Below are 17276 nucleotides of genomic sequence, written 5' to 3'. Positions count from 1 at the left end.
GCTGCGATCTTTTAATCGGACAACGTAGAACAGAGGTGTTCCCTAAGATCAAAAGATCGCAGGCTTCGCCAGCGCCTACATGCGTTCACACGCGTAATCCTTTGGCCTCAGGGCCTCATTCCGTTAAGATAGCCCGCTTTTTCAAGGTGGGAGTCAGGCAGCATGGCGCAGCAGTATCAACCGGGGCAACGCTGGATTAGTGACAGCGAAGCCGAGCTGGGTTTGGGCACCGTTCTGGCACAGGACGGCCGCTTGTTGACCGTGCTCTATCCGGCCACTGGCGACACTCGTCAGTACGCGCTACGGAATGCGCCCCTCACACGTGTGCGGTTTTCGCCGGGCGACTCGATCACTCACTTCGAAGGCTGGAAACTGACCGTACAGGAAGTCGACGACGTCGATGGCCTGCTGGTCTACCACGGCCTCAACGCGCAAAACGAAGCGGTCACCCTGCCGGAAACCCAGCTGTCGAACTTCATTCAGTTCCGTCTGGCCAGCGACCGCTTGTTCGCCGGGCAGATCGACCCGCTGGCCTGGTTCTCCCTGCGTTATCACACCCTGGAACACACCAGCCGTCAGTTGCAGTCCGCCCTTTGGGGCCTGGGCGGCGTGCGTGCACAACCCATCGCGCACCAATTGCACATTGCCCGTGAAGTCGCCGACCGTATCGCGCCACGGGTTTTGCTGGCGGACGAAGTGGGCCTGGGTAAAACCATCGAAGCCGGTCTGGTGATCCATCGCCAACTGCTGTCGGGCCGCGCCAACCGCGTACTGATCCTGGTGCCCGAGAACCTGCAGCACCAGTGGCTGGTGGAGATGCGCCGCCGCTTCAACCTGCAAGTCGCGCTGTTCGATGAAGAACGCTTTATTGAAAGCGATGCCGCCAACCCGTTCGAAGACACCCAGCTCGCTCTGGTTGCACTGGAATGGCTGGTGGACGACGAGAAGGCCCAGGACGCGCTGTTCGCCGCCGGTTGGGACTTGCTGGTGGTCGACGAAGCCCACCACCTTGTGTGGCACGAAGACAAGGCCAGCCCGGAATACTCGTTGGTCGAACAACTGGCCGAAGTCATTCCCGGCGTGCTGCTGCTGACCGCGACCCCGGAACAACTGGGCCAGGACAGCCACTTCGCCCGTCTGCGTCTGCTCGACCCGAACCGTTTCCACGACCTGCACGCCTTCCGCGCCGAGAGCGAAAACTATCGCCCGGTGGCCGAAGCCGTTCAGGAGTTGCTGGACAAGGGGCGCCTGTCGCCCGAAGCGCACAAAACCATTCACGGTTTCCTCGGCAACGAAGGCGAAGCCCTGCTCACCGCCGTCAACGATGGCGACGCCGAAGCCAGCGCCCGTCTGGTGCGCGAGCTGCTCGACCGCCACGGCACCGGCCGCGTTTTGTTCCGTAATACCCGCGCCGCCGTGCAAGGGTTTCCGGAACGCAAACTGCACCCGTACCCGCTACCGTGCCCCGACGAATACCTCGAACTGCCGCTGGGCGATCACGCCGAGCTGTACCCGGAAGTCAGCTTCCAGGCCCAGCCGGAGGCGAACGAAGAAGAACGCTGGTGGAAATTCGACCCACGCGTCGAGTGGCTGATCGATCAACTGAAGATGCTCAAGCGCACCAAAGTGCTGGTGATCTGCGCCCACGCCGAAACCGCTATGGACCTGGAAGACGCCCTGCGCGTGCGCTCCGGCATTCCGGCCACGGTGTTCCACGAGGGCATGAACATCCTCGAACGTGACCGCGCCGCCGCTTACTTCGCGGATGAAGAGTTTGGCGCGCAAGTGCTGATCTGCTCGGAAATCGGCAGTGAAGGTCGCAACTTCCAGTTCTCGCACCACCTGGTGCTGTTCGATCTGCCGGCGCACCCGGACTTGCTGGAGCAGCGGATCGGTCGTCTCGACCGGATCGGCCAGAAGCACATCATCGAACTGCACGTGCCCTACCTGGAAACCAGCCCGCAAGAGCGTCTGTTCCAGTGGTACCACGAAGCGCTGAACGCCTTCCTCAACACCTGCCCGACCGGCAACGCCTTGCAGCATCAGTTCGGCCCGCGCCTGCTGCCGCTGCTGGAAAACGCCGACGACGGCGAGTGGCAAGCGCTGATCGACGAAGCCCGCAGCGAGCGTGAACGTCTGGAAGCCGAGCTGCACACCGGTCGCGACCGTTTGCTGGAACTCAACTCCGGCGGTTCGGGCGAAGGCGATCAGTTGGTCGAGGACATCCTTGAGCAAGATGATCAGTTTGCCCTGCCGATCTACATGGAAACCCTGTTCGATGCCTTCGGTATCGACAGCGAAGACCACTCGGAAAACGCGCTGATCCTCAAGCCGAGCGAAAAAATGCTCGACGCCAGTTTCCCGCTGGGCGACGACGAAGGCGTGACCATCACCTACGACCGCAACCAGGCGCTGTCTCGCGAAGACATGCAGTTCATCACCTGGGAACACCCGATGGTGCAGGGCGGCATGGACCTGGTGCTGTCCGGTTCGATGGGCAACACCGCCGTCGCGCTGATCAAGAACAAGGCGCTGAAACCCGGCACCGTGTTGCTGGAGCTGCTCTACGTCAGCGAAGTGGTTGCCCCGCGTTCGCTGCAACTGGGCCGTTACCTGCCGCCGGCCGCCCTGCGCTGCCTGCTGGACGCCAATGGCAACGACTTGTCGGGCCGGGTGTCGTTCGAGACCCTGAACGATCAACTGGAAAGCGTGCCCCGCGCCAGCGCCAACAAGTTCGTCCAGGCCCAGCGCGATCAGTTGACGCCACGGATCAATGCCGGCGAAGAGAAGATTGCTCCGCGTCACGCCGAGCGTGTGGCTGAGGCGCAACGTCGCCTGGCCGCCGACACCGACGAAGAACTGGCGCGCCTGACCGCGTTGCAAGCGGTCAACCCGACCGTGCGCGACAGCGAGTTGGTGGCCCTGCGCAATCAACGCGAGCAAGGCCTGGCCATGCTCGACAAGGCTGCGCTGCGACTGGAAGCGATTCGGGTGTTGGTGGCGGGTTAATCGCTCCCTGCTCCACCGATAAAACAAAGAGGCCCGCAGCGATGCGGGCCTTTTTTATTCTCTGCATTTCTGTGGTGCTCCGGACGGCCTGCATTCCCTTGTAGGAGCGAGGCTTGCCCGCGAAGAACGATAACGCGGTATTACTGTTGAACCGCAGCGCTCCCTTCGCGGGCAAGCCTCGCTCCTACGGGGGGTGCTGCCTCACTTACCGCCACCAACCCATCCTTCATCCGCTGGGCATCACGCACAAAACACCGCGACGCCATAAACAGAAACACCATGGTGAAAAACAGCGCCACCGGAATCAGGTACATCGCGTCATGCAGCCCGACAGCCTTGTACGCCTCGGTCATCTGCTCGACACCGTCCGCCAGCATCGCCGTGTGGGCAAAGTGATCGGACAAACCACCCACCACCACCGGACCCAAACCACCGCCCAGCAAATACAACCCGGCAAAGAACAACGCCATGGCCGTGGCCCGCAGGCGCGGTTCGACCACGTCCTGAATCGCCGTGTAGACGCAGGTGTAGAAGTTGTACGCAAACAGCCAACCCAGGCTGAACACCGCGACAAACACACCAATCTCGATCCGCCCGGCATGCAGTGCCCACGCCGTGCACACCGTCGAGATGATCAGACTGAACGCCGCAAACAACAGCCGCCCATTGGCCACGCGCTGGTGAATCTTGTCGGCAATCAAGCCGCCCAGGGTCAGACCGAACAGCCCGGTCACGCCGACGATCACCCCGGTCGCCACCGCCGCTTCCTGCAACGGCATCAGGAAATAACGTTGCAGCATCGGCACCAGGAACGAGTTGCAAGCGTAAGTCGCGAAGTTGAAGCACAGCCCCGCCAGCACCAGCCAGAGGAAGGTCGGCACCGCCAGCACTCGGCGAATCGGCCGGTCCACGCGTTCCTGGGACACTTGCACGCTTTCTGCCGCACCGCGTTTCGGCTCTTTAATGAAGAACATGAAAATCGCCAGGATCAGCCCCGGCACTGCTGCGATAAAGAAAGGTGCGCGCCAACTGTCGAAAGTCTTGACCATCCAGCCGATGGTGAAGAACGCCAGCAGCAGCCCCAGCGGCAAGCCGAGCATGAAAATGCCCATGGCCCGTGCCCGACGGTGCGCCGGGAACAGATCGCCGATCAGCGAGTTGGCCGCCGGTGCGTAACTCGCCTCGCCAATGCCGATGCCCATGCGCACCAGCAGGAACCCCCAGAAACTGCCGACCAGGCCATTGACCGCCGTCAGCCCGCTCCAGACCGCCAGGCCCCAGCCCATCAATTTGCTGCGCGAACCGGTATCGGCCATCCGCCCCAATGGCAGGCCGGCGATGGCGTAAACGATGGTGAACGCGGTGCCGATGATCCCCAGTTGAAAGTCGCTGAGGTGCCATTCCTTGCGGATGGGTTCAATGATGATGGCGGGGATGGTGCGGTCGAAGAAGTTGAACAGGTTGGCCAGGAACAGCAGGAACAGAATGCGCCAGGCATTCGCCGCTTGGGTCGAGTTCTGCATGGGGTCCGTCTCTTTTATTGTTATGAAGGCGTCGCTGCCCCCGGAGTCTGCAATCTAGTCAGGCGCGCGCGGCGTGTCTGTGATCATTCGCCAGCCTGATATCAGGTAATGCCACACGCACAACCTGTAGGAGCAAAGCTTGCTCGCGATAGCGGTCGTTCAGTCAACATCTTCGCCGGCTGACAGACCGCTATCGCGAGCAAGCTTTGCTCCTACAGGACCGTGTGGCCAGCGAATACGGGTGAAAAATATACCTGTGCGCCCCCCTTCCCAAGTCCATGGCGAAGCCTAGAATAGCGACCTTGTCTGCCCCACCGTTGCCCCCATCCCTCTTTGACTATCGCCCATGTCCGAAGCCAGTCCGTGTCTGAATTGCGGTGCCTGCTGTTCTCATTTTCGCGTGTCTTTTTTCTGGGGTGAATGCACCTCGGCCGGGGGGACGGTGCCGGATGATCTGGTCGCGCCGATCAGCCCCAGCCGAGTCGCCATGCTCGGTACCGACTGCAAACCCACCCGTTGCGTCGGGCTGGTCGGCGAGGTGGGGAGCACCGTGCAATGCTCGATTTACGATCAGCGCTCCAGCACCTGCCGGGAGTTCGACGCCTCGTGGGCCAATGGCGAAGCGAACGTCGATTGCGATGCTGCGCGGGCCGCGTTCGGTTTGCCGGCGCTGCAACCCGAGTTCGAAATAGCGGTATGAACAAAACGATTAATACTTAGCGCCGATCGCTATCGTATTAATACCAAAATCATTAGCGTCAACGTGCCATCACGGCTTGCGCTCCGTACATGAGCTCTATACTCCAAGGCATTCGCCAGCGTTCATGGCGCTGGCCAGGATGACTCAGAGACGGGGCATGCTATGGAGTGGCTGGGTTTGCAGTTCATTACCGAGCTGCCAGAAAGCGGGCAGGTCATCCTCAACTGCACCTACAACCCTTTTCTGGTGCTGCTGGCCTATGTGGTGGCGAGTGCGGCCGGTTTTGCCACGCTGGACATGACCGAGCGGGTCGGCCATGTGGAAAAGTCCGGTTCACAGCGGCTCTGGCGCTGGGTCGGCGCCGGGTGCCTGGCGGTCGGCATCTGGGCCATGCACTTCATCAGCATGCTGGCGTTCCAGGCGCCGATCGAAATTCACTACCAACTGCCCATCACCTTGCTCTCGCTGGGGTTTGCCCTGACCGCTGCGTGGCTGGCCATGCACACCCTGAGCCATCCGCACCTGAGTTTCTGGCAGTACCTGCGCGCCGCGATCTGGATCGGCCTGGGCATCGCGACCATGCATTACGTGGGCATGGCCGCCATGCATTCGGGTGCTACGGCCTACTACAACCCCTTCCTGTTCGGCCTCTCCATTGTCATCGCCATCGGCGCCAGCCTCGCCGCACTGTTGATTTCCAGTTACCTGCGCGACGGCAACGGGATGTTCCATCAATTGCTCAAGTACAGCGCCAGCCTGGTGCTCGGGGCGGGCATTGTCGGCATGCATTTCACCGGCATGGCGGCGCTCAATCTGGTGATGCCGGCCGGCAGCCTGCAGGCGCTGCCCGCTGAAGACAACCATCTGCAACTGGGGCTGACGGTGGCGGTCATCAGCCTGCTGATTATCGGCAGTTGCATCAGCGCGGCCCTGGCCGACAAGAAGCTGCAACACAAAGAACACGACCTGCGCCGGGTCAACGCCCTGCTCAGCCAATTGGACCAGGCGCGCATGTCACTGCAACAAGTGGCGCACTACGACGCCCTGACCAACCTGATCAACCGCCGTGGCTTCAACCAGATCTTTGCCGAGAAACTGATCGAGAAAACCAACGAGGGCGGGATGCTCGCGGTGATGTTCCTCGACATCGACCACTTCAAACGCATCAACGACAGCCTGGGCCATGACGCCGGCGACGAATTGCTCAAGGTGTTGGCCGGGCACATCAAAGGCTCGGTGCGCAGCCACGACGACGTGGTGGCGCGCTTCGGCGGCGACGAGTTCTGCATCCTCATCGGCCTGCACGACCGCGAAGAGGCGCGGCACATGGCCCAGCGCATCATGCTGAAAATGAAAGAGCCCATCGAGTTGTCCGGCCGGCGCATGGTCATGACCACCAGCATCGGCATCAGCCTGTTCCCCGAAGACGGCAAGACCTGCGAAGAACTGCTGAAAAACGCCGACCTGGCGCTGTACCAATCCAAGGGCAGCGGCCGCAACAGCCTGCATTTCTTCAGTTCCAACCTCAGAACCCGAGCCACGCTGGAACTGCAACTGGAGGAAGAACTGCGCCATGCCCTGCGCGAAAACACCGGGCTGATGCTGCACTACCAACCGATCTACGACCTAAAAAGCGGCCAGGTCACCAAGCTTGAAGCGCTGATTCGCTGGCAACATCCGGTTCACGGTTTACTCGCGCCGGAGCGCTTTATCGCGATTGCCGAGGCCAACGGGCTGATCGGCGAACTGGACAACTGGGTGCTGCGCAAGGCCTGCGAAGACTTGGGCGAACTGTCGCGCAATGGCTGTGAGCAACTGAAAATCACGGTGAACTGCTCGCCGCTCAACCTGGCGCGCGAGGATCTGGCCGATGAAATCGAACACGTCCTGCGCGCGACCGGCGTCGAGCCGCAACGCCTGGAACTGGAAGTCACGGAAAACGCGCTGATGGGCAACATCGCCAACACCCTGGTGTTGCTGCGGCAGATCCGCGCGCTCGGAGTGTCACTGTCGATCGACGACTTCGGCACCGGCTATTCGTCCCTGGCCTACCTCAAGCGCCTGCCGCTGAACACGTTGAAGATTGATCGCTCGTTTATCCAGGACATCCCCAAGGCCACCCAAGACATGGAGATCGTCCAGGCAATCATTGTCATGGCCCACACCCTGCATTTGCAGGTGGTCACCGAAGGCGTCGAGACCTTCGAGCAATACGAGTTTCTTGAACGCCACGGCTGTGATTTCGTCCAGGGCTACCTGCTCAGCCGCCCGGTGCCCCTGGAGGAACTGCGCCCGGTGCTGAACGAAATCAACCAGCGCAAACACCCGCACACGGTCAGTCCGTTGAGCCTGGCTCGCGGTATAGCTGCACTAACGTTGACGGGTCCTTTTCCAAAAAGCCCTGGCCCCCATGCAGGCGCATCAATTGTGCGGCCAATCCGCTGATCGGCGTGGCCGAGCCTTGTTCACGGGAGAATTTCACCGCCGTGTCCAGGTCCTTGAGCAACGTGCGCACGTGCCATTTCACCGGTTCGAAACGGCTCTCGGCCATTTGCGGGGCGAGGATCTGCAAGGGTTTGGAATCGGCGAAACCACCGGCCAGCGCTTCGGCGATCAGGCGCGCATCGACGCCTGAGCGCTCGGCCAACGCCACCACTTCGGCGATCACCAGGGCATTGCAGGCGACGATCATCTGATTGCAGGCCTTGGTCACCTGGCCAGCACCGACGCCGCCCATGTGGGTCACGCGTTGACCGAGGGTCAGCAGCACCGGCCGGACCCGTTCAAGGTCCGCCGCGTCCCCGCCGACCATGATCGCCAGGCTGCCCGCCTCGGCACCAACCACCCCGCCCGACACCGGCGCATCCAGCCAGGCCATGCCGGTTTTACTGACGAGCGCTGTCGCCATTTCCCGCGTGGCGGTGGGCTCCAGGCTGGAAAAATCCACCAGCAACTGGCCACTTTTCCCACCCTCGGCGATGCCTGCCGGGCCAAACACCACCTCGCGCACCACCGATGTGTCCGCCAGGCACAGCATCACCACATCGGCGTGCTCACAGAGTTCGGCAGGCGTGACGACTTGTCGCGCGCCCGCCTCCACCAACGGTGCGCACTTGTCCGGATTGCGGTTCCACACTGCCAGCGAATAGCCCGCCGCCAGCAATCGCCGGCACATCGGCAAGCCCATCAAGCCGATCCCGGCGAATCCGAGTGAAGGTAAAGCGGCCATCATTTTGCCTCCTTTTGATTAAAGATCGCCGAATATTGGCCGATCCATCATGACTAAGGAAAGGATTCCCCCGAGTGATGCACAGGCCCAGCCCCTGTCGCTTGGGCAATATACGCGCGCAAAAAGACGCGAGATCCCATTCCGTGAAGTTCGATAACACCTTGTTGTCGAGCCAACCAGTCCAGGTACATGGCGCACAATGACTTCTAAAAACAATCCGGCCACAGCGGTATCCGATTTGACTCTGAGCCCAGCGGCGAACAGCCCATCGCCGTCGCCATCGAAGCCATTGATCCCCTCGCGCCCGCTGGCCACCCAGCAATACCTGTACTTCACCGAAACCAACACCGACCGCATCCTCGACAACCTCGACGGCCTGCGCGACATGGTGTTCCCGCGCCCGCCGCACCTGGAAGGCGACAGCGAACAGCACAACGAGCAGGAATTCCCGTCGGTGTGCCTGATCGGCCTCGGTCGCTGCGGTTCGAACATCGCGCTGGACGTGGCGGAACTGGTGTACAACGCACGCAAGTTCTACCTCAACGAATTCAACAACGAAGATCGCCTGTCGCCGGACAAACGCTACGCCGAAAAAGGCTACAGCCCGGCGCAATGGATTCGTAACAACCTGCGCCTGGGGCCGAACAAGGCCACCAAACCGGTGTTCCTGGTCGAACCGCTGGTCATGCTCGGCGACCTGGACAAAGACATCGCCGGGCGCATCCGTTTCTCGCGCAAGGGCGAAAAAAGCGGCTTCCTGCGCGACTACAGCAAAATGAAGATCATGGACTTGTCCGAAGTCCACGCCGGTGGCGCCGGTAACGCGCCGATCCTCGGCCAGTACCTGGCGAAGATCATCCTGAACAAGGACACCCAGCGTTTCTCCAGCCCTGACTGGAAGATGATCCACTCGTACCTGATCGACAGCTGCGGGATCAAGGCCAACCAGTCGCGCCTGTATTTCTCGATTTTCAGCGCCGGCGGCGGTACCGGTTCGGGCATGGCCTCGGAATTCGGCCTGGCCCAGCAGCACTCGTACATGAACAAGACGTTCGACACCAAGCCGATGGACGAGCACGACAGCAAAAGCGGCCACGCTTTCGTCTTCGAGCCGATCTTCACCAGCGGCATCTGCGTGCTGCCGAACATTTCCGACCACCGCAGCGAAATGTCCGAGGCGCTGCACATCAACGCCGGTCGGCTGCTGTGCAAATACCTGTCGGAAGAGTGGGACTTCTCCTACAACTTCGACAATGAAGACAGCAGCGAAGCCAGCGTCATGGGGCGTATCCGCCCATGGAACGCGATGATGCTGATCTCCAACGACATCATGCGTTACGCCGAAGAAAGCGATGACGGCAACATCCAGAACATTGATGTCAATGCGATGGAAAAACACGCCAACCAATACATCTCGCAGCAGATCTTCAACATTCTGACGGCGCAAGCGGTCACGACTGACTACGACCAGAACTATTTCCGTCGTGCCGGCATCGACATCGGCGAAACCATTCGCCTGGACGCCAACGACTTGTTCATGAGCCTGGCCGGTCCAGTGGCGATTGCCTACGCCGAATCCGTGGTGCCGGAAACCCCGGCGCCGAGCAGCGACAAGTTCAAGGTGTTCGATAAAGAGCCGCAGCGCCTGAACATCGATGACCTGTTCTTCCGCTCCATCGACCTGCCGCACTTCAACAAGGTCACTCAGGCCATCGAAGGCATCAGCCTGTTGCCGATCGAGTCCAAGCGCTATCGCGCGTCTCTGGAGCAGTACAAGAATTCCGGCTACGACGCGGCCGCGTTGCACGACCTGCACTTCTTCAAGAATTGCTCGTCGGTGGTGTCGATCGTTTCGTTGCCCAAGGACTACAAGCTGTCCTACATGGACCTGAACCGCTTGAAGACCCACCTCAACAGCCTGTTCCCGAACACCACGCTCAAGCGTTACGCGCTGGTGATCGGCGCCTCGGCCAACTTGTCGCTGACCACCCTGATCGCCAAGAGCCCGTGCCTGTCGGACGACTTCCTGACCCTGATCGTGGCCTTCATCAAGCGCTGCTTCGCGAAGAACCCGTACCGCTTCGACGAGACCCTGGACAACTCGATCCTCGACTTCATCATCCATGAAGACTTCGACGAAGACCGCATCGACGAACTGCTCAACGAATTCGAAAACCCGGCGAAGATCCTCGACACCAACTGGTACGCGATCAAGCCGATGTACGAGAAGAAGTACCGCGAGCTGATCAGCGACAAGGACAAGTTTGTGTCGATCAACGACATTCGCTTGTCCCGGGATTGCGTGAAGAAAGCCATCAAGTACCTGCGCGAGATCTACCGTCACCGGATTGGCAAGACCAAGGTTATTTCGCTGAATAACCACACCGGTAAAACTGCTTAATCAGGGACGGCCCCTTCGCGAGCAAGCCCGTTCCCACATTCGATCGCATTCCTTCAACAGGAACGCCATCCCCTGTGGGAACGGGCTTGCTCGCGAAGGCGTCCTCAAATCCCCCACGAATCAAAAGATCGCAGCCTTCGGCAGCTCCTACAGGTTCAGCACTCCCCCTGTAGGAGCTGCCGAAGGCTGCGATCTTTTGATCTTGATCTTTTGCGCTCATCCACAACATCCAGAAACAATTAAGCAGCCCTCAGGCTGCTCATAAAACTGTTCCCGTTACGTGCACGTCACCCTCTTCAAGACCCTTCTGTGGCCTTTCTCTACGGCAACATGCCATCACGCTACTCGCCTACACACTTTTAGCCAGACGAGCGACGCACTTATTTAGTGCAAGGCTTCAGCTCGTCGCCCTTTCCTGGATCAGAATCCACGGCGAAACCACCACCGCCCACAGCTCGGGATCGCGCTCGAAAAGATCCAGCGCCCGCGTTTCAGAGAGCTTGGCGAGGGTATCGGCGGCCAGCCAGGCAGCCACTTTCTGGCCTTCGTCCGTGGCCACGGCCTCGGCGGCGGCGATCAAATCCAGGCTTGGGTCGACCCACAATAGGGCACCCTTGGCAAAGAACGGTTCCAGTTCCTTCCAGGTAATAGATGCGGTCTCACCAAGCAGCTTGGCATAGAGGGTGCTAGGTTCTTCAGTCATGGGTCCTGTCCGGAAAAGAAATCGGCGTGAATGATAACGTCGGTGGTCTGGCAGAAAAACCCGGATGCAATTGAGTCAACGAACGAAAAGTGCAGGAAAGCCAAGGAATGCTGCTGAATCAAGCGATTAGCCAGCTAACAACCCGCCGCATTTCTGTAATTTCCTTTCAAAAAAGCGACACCCTCAGGGTTTGCCCCCCGGCGCTGCCTTCCCAGGCTAACAATCGGCGCTCTACACTGTACCGGTACAGTTGCCGGGGGCATTTTCCGGAGGATATCCCAGATATCTGACCCGGTTCTGCTGCTACGGCGCCAGGACTATAAAAACTACAACAGTAAGAGTGGAGCACTATGACTAAGGCTACTAAGCAGATTTCCAAACTGTTTGCCGCTATGGTTCTGGCCGGGGTTGCCAGCCATTCGTTCGCAGCTGACACCATCAAGATCGGTATCGCCGGCCCTAAAACCGGCCCTGTAGCCCAGTACGGCGACATGCAGTTCAGTGGCGCCAAAATGGCCATCGAGCAAATCAACGCCAAGGGCGGCGTCGACGGCAAGAAACTCGAAGCCGTTGAATACGACGATGCCTGTGATCCGAAACAAGCGGTAGCGGTCGCGAACAAAGTCGTCAACGACGGCGTCAAGTTCGTGGTCGGCCACCTGTGCTCCAGCTCCACCCAACCTGCTTCGGACATCTACGAAGACGAAGGCGTGGTCATGATCACCCCGGCTGCCACCAGCCCGGACATCACCGCCCGTGGTTACAAAATGATCTTCCGTACTATCGGTCTGGACAGCGCCCAGGGCCCTGCCGCCGGTAACTACATCGCTGATCACGTCAAACCGAAAATCGTTGCCGTGCTGCACGACAAACAGCAATACGGTGAAGGCATCGCCACCGCCGTGAAGAAAACCCTCGAAGGCAAAGGCGTGAAAGTTGCCGTGTTCGAAGGTATCAACGCCGGCGACAAGGACTTCTCCTCGATCATCTCCAAGCTCAAGCAAGCCAACGTCGACTTCGTCTACTACGGCGGCTACCACCCGGAGCTGGGTCTGATCCTGCGTCAATCCCAGGAAAAAGGCCTGAAAGCCAAGTTCATGGGTCCGGAAGGCGTGGGTAACGACTCCATTTCGCAGATCGCCAAGGACGCTTCCGAAGGCCTGCTGGTGACCCTGCCGAAATCCTTCGACCAGGACCCGGCCAACGTCGCCCTGGCTGACGCGTTCAAAGCCAAGAAAGAAGATCCGAGCGGTCCGTTCGTGTTCCCTTCGTACTCGGCTGTTGAAGTCATCGCCGGTGGTATCACTGCCGCCAAGAGCGAAGACCCTGCAAAAGTGGCCGCGGCCATCCACGCAGGTTCCTTCAAGACCCCGACTGGCGACCTGAGCTTCGACGCCAAGGGCGACCTGAAAGACTTCAAATTCGTGGTTTACGAGTGGCACTTCGGCAAACCTAAAACCGAAGCTTCGCCTCAGTAAGGCTTTGCCTGACTGACTGCCAATAAAGCCCACGGCGTGCCGTGGGCTTTGTTTTACGAACGTATTGGGCCGCGCTGGCGTGATCCGCCAGTCTCCCCACCTGAAAATCTCAAAACCGTCATCAGCGGTTCGCTGGCAAACCTCGAATTCGAAGTGGATGCAGATCCACGGGGCTCGAGCGGGAAAATGACTCCACCAGTGAAATGCGTATCAGGTTTTTAGGAGCGCAGTAATGCCTGACATCTATCACTTCTTCCAGCAGCTGGTTAACGGTCTGACCGTTGGCAGCACGTATGCCCTGATCGCCATCGGCTATACGATGGTTTACGGCATCATTGGAATGATCAACTTCGCCCACGGCGAGGTGTATATGATCGGTTCCTACGTGGCGTTCATCGCCATCGCGGGCCTGGCCATGATGGGACTCGACAGTGTCCCGCTGTTGATGACCGCCGGTTTTATCGCGAGCATCGTCGTTTGCAGTGCCTACGGCTACAGCATCGAACGGATTGCCTATCGCCCCTTGCGTGGCAGCAACCGTCTGATTCCGCTGATTTCGGCCATCGGCATGTCGATTTTCCTGCAGAACACCGTTCTGCTGGCGCAAGACTCCAAGGACAAATCCATCCCCAACCTGATCCCCGGGAATCTTTCCTTCGGGCCAGGTGGCGCACACGAAGTGCTGATCTCCTACATGCAAATCGTCGTGTTCGTGGTGACCCTGATCGCCATGCTCGGCCTGACGCTATTCATCTCTCGCTCCCGCCTGGGTCGCGCCTGCCGCGCCTGTGCCGAAGACATCAAGATGGCCAACCTGCTGGGGATCAATACCAACAACATCATCGCCCTGACCTTCGTCATTGGTGCTGCGCTGGCGGCCATCGCGGCCGTGCTGCTGAGCATGCAATACGGCGTGATCAACCCGAACGCCGGTTTCCTCGTCGGCCTCAAGGCCTTCACCGCCGCAGTACTGGGCGGTATCGGCAGCATCCCCGGCGCCATGCTCGGCGGGTTGGTGCTTGGGGTGGCGGAAGCCTTTGGTGCCGACATCTTCGGCGACCAGTACAAGGACGTCGTGGCTTTCGGCTTGTTGGTTCTGGTGCTGTTGTTCCGGCCGACCGGCATTCTGGGCCGTCCGGAGGTTGAGAAAGTATGACTAGGAATCTCAAACAGGCGCTCTTCAGCGCCCTGCTGGTCTGGGCTGTGGCCTACCCGGTACTCGGTCTGAAACTGACCATCGTCGGCATCAACCTGGAAGTTCACGGCACCAGCAACATGACCCTGTCGATCATCGCGATCTGCTCGGTCCTGATGTTCCTGCGCGTGATGTTCAACGACCCGATCAGCAAGGCCTGGAAATCCTCGCCAAGCATGCCGTTGATTCCGGCCAAGGCCAGCAACTTCCTGACCCTGCCGACCACTCAGCGCTGGATCATCGTTGCGTTGATCATCGGTGCCCTGGTGTGGCCGTTCTTCGGCTCACGCGGCGCGGTGGACATCGCGACCCTGATCCTGATCTACGTGATGCTGGGCCTGGGCCTGAACATCGTGGTCGGTCTGGCCGGTCTGCTCGACCTGGGTTACGTCGGTTTCTACGCCGTCGGCGCCTACAGCTATGCGCTGTTGTCGCACTACCTGGGCTGGAGTTTCTGGGTCTGCCTGCCGATTGCCGGCCTGATGTCGGCAACGTTCGGCTTCCTGCTCGGCTTCCCGGTCCTGCGCTTGCGCGGTGACTACCTGGCGATCGTGACCCTGGGCTTCGGTGAAATCATCCGTCTGTTCCTGCGTAACCTGACCGACATCACCGGCGGCCCGAACGGCATCAGCAACATCGAGAAGCCAACGTTCTTCGGCCTGACTTTCGAGCGTAAAGCGGCCGAAGGCATGCAGACGTTCCACGAGTACTTCGGCCTGGAATACAACTCGATCAACAAGGTGATTTTCCTCTACCTGGTTGCCCTGTTGCTGGCCCTCGGTGCGCTGTTCGTCATCAACCGCCTGCTGCGCATGCCGATCGGTCGCGCATGGGAAGCACTGCGTGAAGACGAAATTGCCTGCCGTGCGCTGGGTCTCAACCCTACGGTGATCAAGCTGTCAGCCTTCACCCTCGGTGCGAGCTTCGCCGGTTTCGCCGGCAGCTTCTTCGCCGCCCGTCAGGGGCTGGTGACGCCGGAGTCCTTCACCTTCATCGAGTCGGCGATCATTCTCGCCATCGTCGTGTTGGGTGGCATGGGCTCGCAACTGGGCGTCATCCTCGCGGCCGTGGTGATGATCCTGCTGCCGGAAATGATGCGTGAGTTCAGTGAATACCGCATGTTGATGTTCGGCGCCTTGATGGTGCTGATGATGATCTGGCGTCCTCAAGGTCTGCTGCCCATGCAACGTCCTCACATGGAGCTGCGCAAATGAGCCGCGAGATCCTTAAAGTCGAAAATCTGAGCATGCGCTTCGGCGGCTTGCTGGCGGTCAACGGCGTCGCCCTGACCGTGCACGAAAAACAGGTTGTGGCACTGATCGGCCCCAACGGCGCCGGCAAGACCACCGTGTTCAACTGCCTGACCGGTTTCTACAAACCGAGCGGCGGCAGCATCATCCTCGACGGCCAGCCGATCCAGGGCCTGCCCGGCCATGAGATCGCCCGCAAAGGCGTGGTGCGGACCTTCCAGAACGTGCGGCTGTTCAAGGACATGACGGCGGTCGAGAACCTCTTGATCGCCCAGCACCGTCACTTGAACACCAATTTCCTGGCCGGTCTGTTCAAGACCCCGTCGTTCCGCAAGAGCGAACGCGAAGCCATGGAGTTCGCCGAGTACTGGCTGGACAAGGTCAACCTCAAGGCCTTCGCCAACCGTCCGGCCGGCACCCTGGCCTACGGTCAGCAACGTCGCCTGGAAATCGCCCGCTGCATGATGACCCGCCCGCGGATTCTCATGCTCGACGAACCGGCGGCCGGCCTGAACCCGAAGGAAACCGAAGACCTCAAGGCGCTGATCAGCGTGCTGCGCGAAGAGCACGATGTGACCGTGCTGCTGATCGAACACGACATGAAACTGGTCATGAGCATTTCCGACCACATCGTCGTGATCAACCAGGGCACGCCCCTGGCCGACGGCACGCCGGAACAGATCCGCGACAATCCTGAAGTGATCAAAGCCTACCTGGGGGAAGCGTAAATGCTGCAATTCGAAAACGTTTCCACCTTCTACGGCAAGATCCAGGCCTTGCACGGCGTCAACGTGGAAATCCGCCAGGGCGAAATCGTCACCCTGATCGGTGCCAACGGCGCGGGCAAGTCCACCCTGCTGATGACGCTGTGCGGTTCGCCGCAAGCCCACAGCGGCAGCATCAAGTACATGGGTGAAGAACTCGTGGGGCAGAGCTCGGCGCAGATCATGCGCAAGAGCATCGCGGTGGTGCCGGAAGGTCGTCGGGTGTTTGCCCGTCTGACCGTGGAAGAAAACCTGGCCATGGGCGGCTTCTTCACCGACAAGGGCGATTATCAGGAACAGATGGACAAGGTTCTCGGACTTTTCCCACGCCTGAAAGAGCGTTTCGCCCAACGCGGCGGCACCATGTCCGGCGGCGAACAGCAAATGCTCGCCATTGGCCGTGCGCTGATGAGCAAGCCCAAGCTGTTGCTGCTCGACGAGCCGTCGCTCGGTCTGGCGCCGATCATCATCCAGCAGATCTTCGACATCATCGAACAGCTGCGTAAGGACGGTGTGACGGTGTTCCTGGTGGAACAAAACGCCAACCAGGCGCTGAAAATCGCTGACCGCGCCTACGTTCTGGAGAACGGCCGGGTGGTGATGCAAGGCACCGGTGAAGCCCTGCTGACCGATCCGAAAGTGCGCGAAGCGTATCTGGGTGGTTGAAGTTTTCCGGGAAACAAAAAACGGCCTTCGGGCCGTTTTTTTATGCCTGCCCCTCCGTAGGAGCTGCCGAAGGCTGCGATCTTTTGATCTTGGTTTTTCTTCATGATCGTTGAAGATCAAGGTCAACAGATCGCAGCCTTCGGCAGCTCCTACGGGGGGATTTTGGGGGGATTGAGGGTGTGTTTAATGCTTGTCAGTTGTTACTTCCTGCAAGCTACGACGCCTTGCGTCATTGCCTACAGCTACGCCAGAATCCGCCGGCTTGTGCGCCTGGGGACGGGTCTTTATCGTTTGCTTGCCACTGCTCATCAGTGGTCGGGTTTAGTCGCTCGGTTGTTTTTCACAGAAACGCATAAGT

The 17276-nt window shown here is 59.9% G+C and carries 12 protein-coding genes; 9 read left to right on the top strand and 3 right to left on the bottom strand.

The window, feature by feature from the left end; all coding sequences use genetic code 11:
• Window positions 1-162 precede the first annotated feature (162 nt).
• On the top strand, window positions 163-3009 hold the full coding sequence (gene rapA, locus V5E99_RS09235; protein ID WP_499802173.1) for an RNA polymerase-associated protein RapA: 2847 nt from the start codon (window positions 163-165) through the stop codon (window positions 3007-3009).
• Between the two features lie 140 nt (window positions 3010-3149).
• Here rapA and V5E99_RS09230 read toward each other — a convergent pair whose 3' ends face one another.
• Complete coding sequence (locus tag V5E99_RS09230; RefSeq protein ID WP_499802172.1) at window positions 3150-4532, bottom strand: spinster family MFS transporter; 1383 nt, start codon at window positions 4530-4532, stop codon at window positions 3150-3152.
• A 346-nt stretch (window positions 4533-4878) separates the two neighbouring features.
• Between V5E99_RS09230 and V5E99_RS09225 the strand changes: the two genes are divergently transcribed.
• Both V5E99_RS09225 and V5E99_RS09220 read left to right on the top strand, forming a co-directional pair.
• Entirely contained in the window at window positions 4879-5232 is a 354-nt protein-coding gene (locus tag V5E99_RS09225) for a YkgJ family cysteine cluster protein (protein ID WP_201255534.1), read from the top strand.
• Between the two features lie 177 nt (window positions 5233-5409).
• A complete protein-coding gene (locus V5E99_RS09220; protein WP_499802171.1) occupies window positions 5410-7677 on the top strand; it encodes a putative bifunctional diguanylate cyclase/phosphodiesterase in 2268 nt (755 codons plus the stop codon).
• On the opposite strand, the gene V5E99_RS09215 is transcribed toward V5E99_RS09220, so the two are convergent.
• Window positions 7568-8461, bottom strand: coding sequence for an NAD(P)-dependent oxidoreductase (locus tag V5E99_RS09215; protein ID WP_499802170.1), 894 nt, complete (start codon window positions 8459-8461; stop codon window positions 7568-7570). The genes V5E99_RS09220 and V5E99_RS09215 overlap by 110 nt on opposite strands.
• A 238-nt stretch (window positions 8462-8699) precedes the next feature.
• Between V5E99_RS09215 and V5E99_RS09210 the strand changes: the two genes are divergently transcribed.
• Window positions 8700-10862, top strand: coding sequence for a hypothetical protein (locus tag V5E99_RS09210; protein ID WP_499802169.1), 2163 nt, complete (start codon window positions 8700-8702; stop codon window positions 10860-10862).
• Window positions 10863-11259: 397 nt separating this feature from the next.
• Here V5E99_RS09210 and V5E99_RS09205 read toward each other — a convergent pair whose 3' ends face one another.
• The gene (locus V5E99_RS09205) at window positions 11260-11565 is read right to left on the bottom strand and encodes a DUF2288 domain-containing protein (protein WP_499802168.1); all 306 of its coding nucleotides are present in this window, start codon (window positions 11563-11565) and stop codon (window positions 11260-11262) included.
• A 350-nt stretch (window positions 11566-11915) separates the two neighbouring features.
• Between V5E99_RS09205 and V5E99_RS09200 the strand changes: the two genes are divergently transcribed.
• The 5 genes from V5E99_RS09200 to V5E99_RS09180 all read left to right on the top strand — a co-directional run bounded on the left by V5E99_RS09200 (window position 11916) and on the right by V5E99_RS09180 (window position 16918).
• Window positions 11916-13043, top strand: coding sequence for a branched-chain amino acid ABC transporter substrate-binding protein (locus tag V5E99_RS09200; protein WP_499802167.1), 1128 nt, complete (start codon window positions 11916-11918; stop codon window positions 13041-13043).
• Between the two features lie 232 nt (window positions 13044-13275).
• Window positions 13276-14199 (top strand): high-affinity branched-chain amino acid ABC transporter permease LivH, encoded by a 924-nt coding sequence (livH, locus tag V5E99_RS09195; protein ID WP_054046925.1) that lies wholly within the window; start codon window positions 13276-13278, stop codon window positions 14197-14199.
• Complete coding sequence (locus V5E99_RS09190) at window positions 14196-15452, top strand: high-affinity branched-chain amino acid ABC transporter permease LivM (protein WP_499802166.1); 1257 nt, start codon at window positions 14196-14198, stop codon at window positions 15450-15452. Before livH ends, V5E99_RS09190 begins: the two co-directional genes overlap by 4 nt.
• Entirely contained in the window at window positions 15449-16216 is a 768-nt protein-coding gene (gene livG, locus V5E99_RS09185) for a high-affinity branched-chain amino acid ABC transporter ATP-binding protein LivG (RefSeq protein ID WP_499802165.1), read from the top strand. Before V5E99_RS09190 ends, livG begins: the two co-directional genes overlap by 4 nt.
• A complete protein-coding gene (locus V5E99_RS09180) occupies window positions 16217-16918 on the top strand; it encodes an ABC transporter ATP-binding protein (protein WP_499802164.1) in 702 nt (233 codons plus the stop codon).
• The last annotated feature ends 358 nt before the right edge of the window (window positions 16919-17276 follow it).

The sequence above is a fragment of the Janthinobacterium sp. LPB2021202312-11-4 genome, from assembly GCF_037049705.1.
GTDB lineage: Bacteria > Pseudomonadota > Gammaproteobacteria > Pseudomonadales > Pseudomonadaceae > Aquipseudomonas.
Note: the sequence above shows the minus strand (reverse complement) of the source record. Positions and strands in the feature narration are given on the sequence as shown.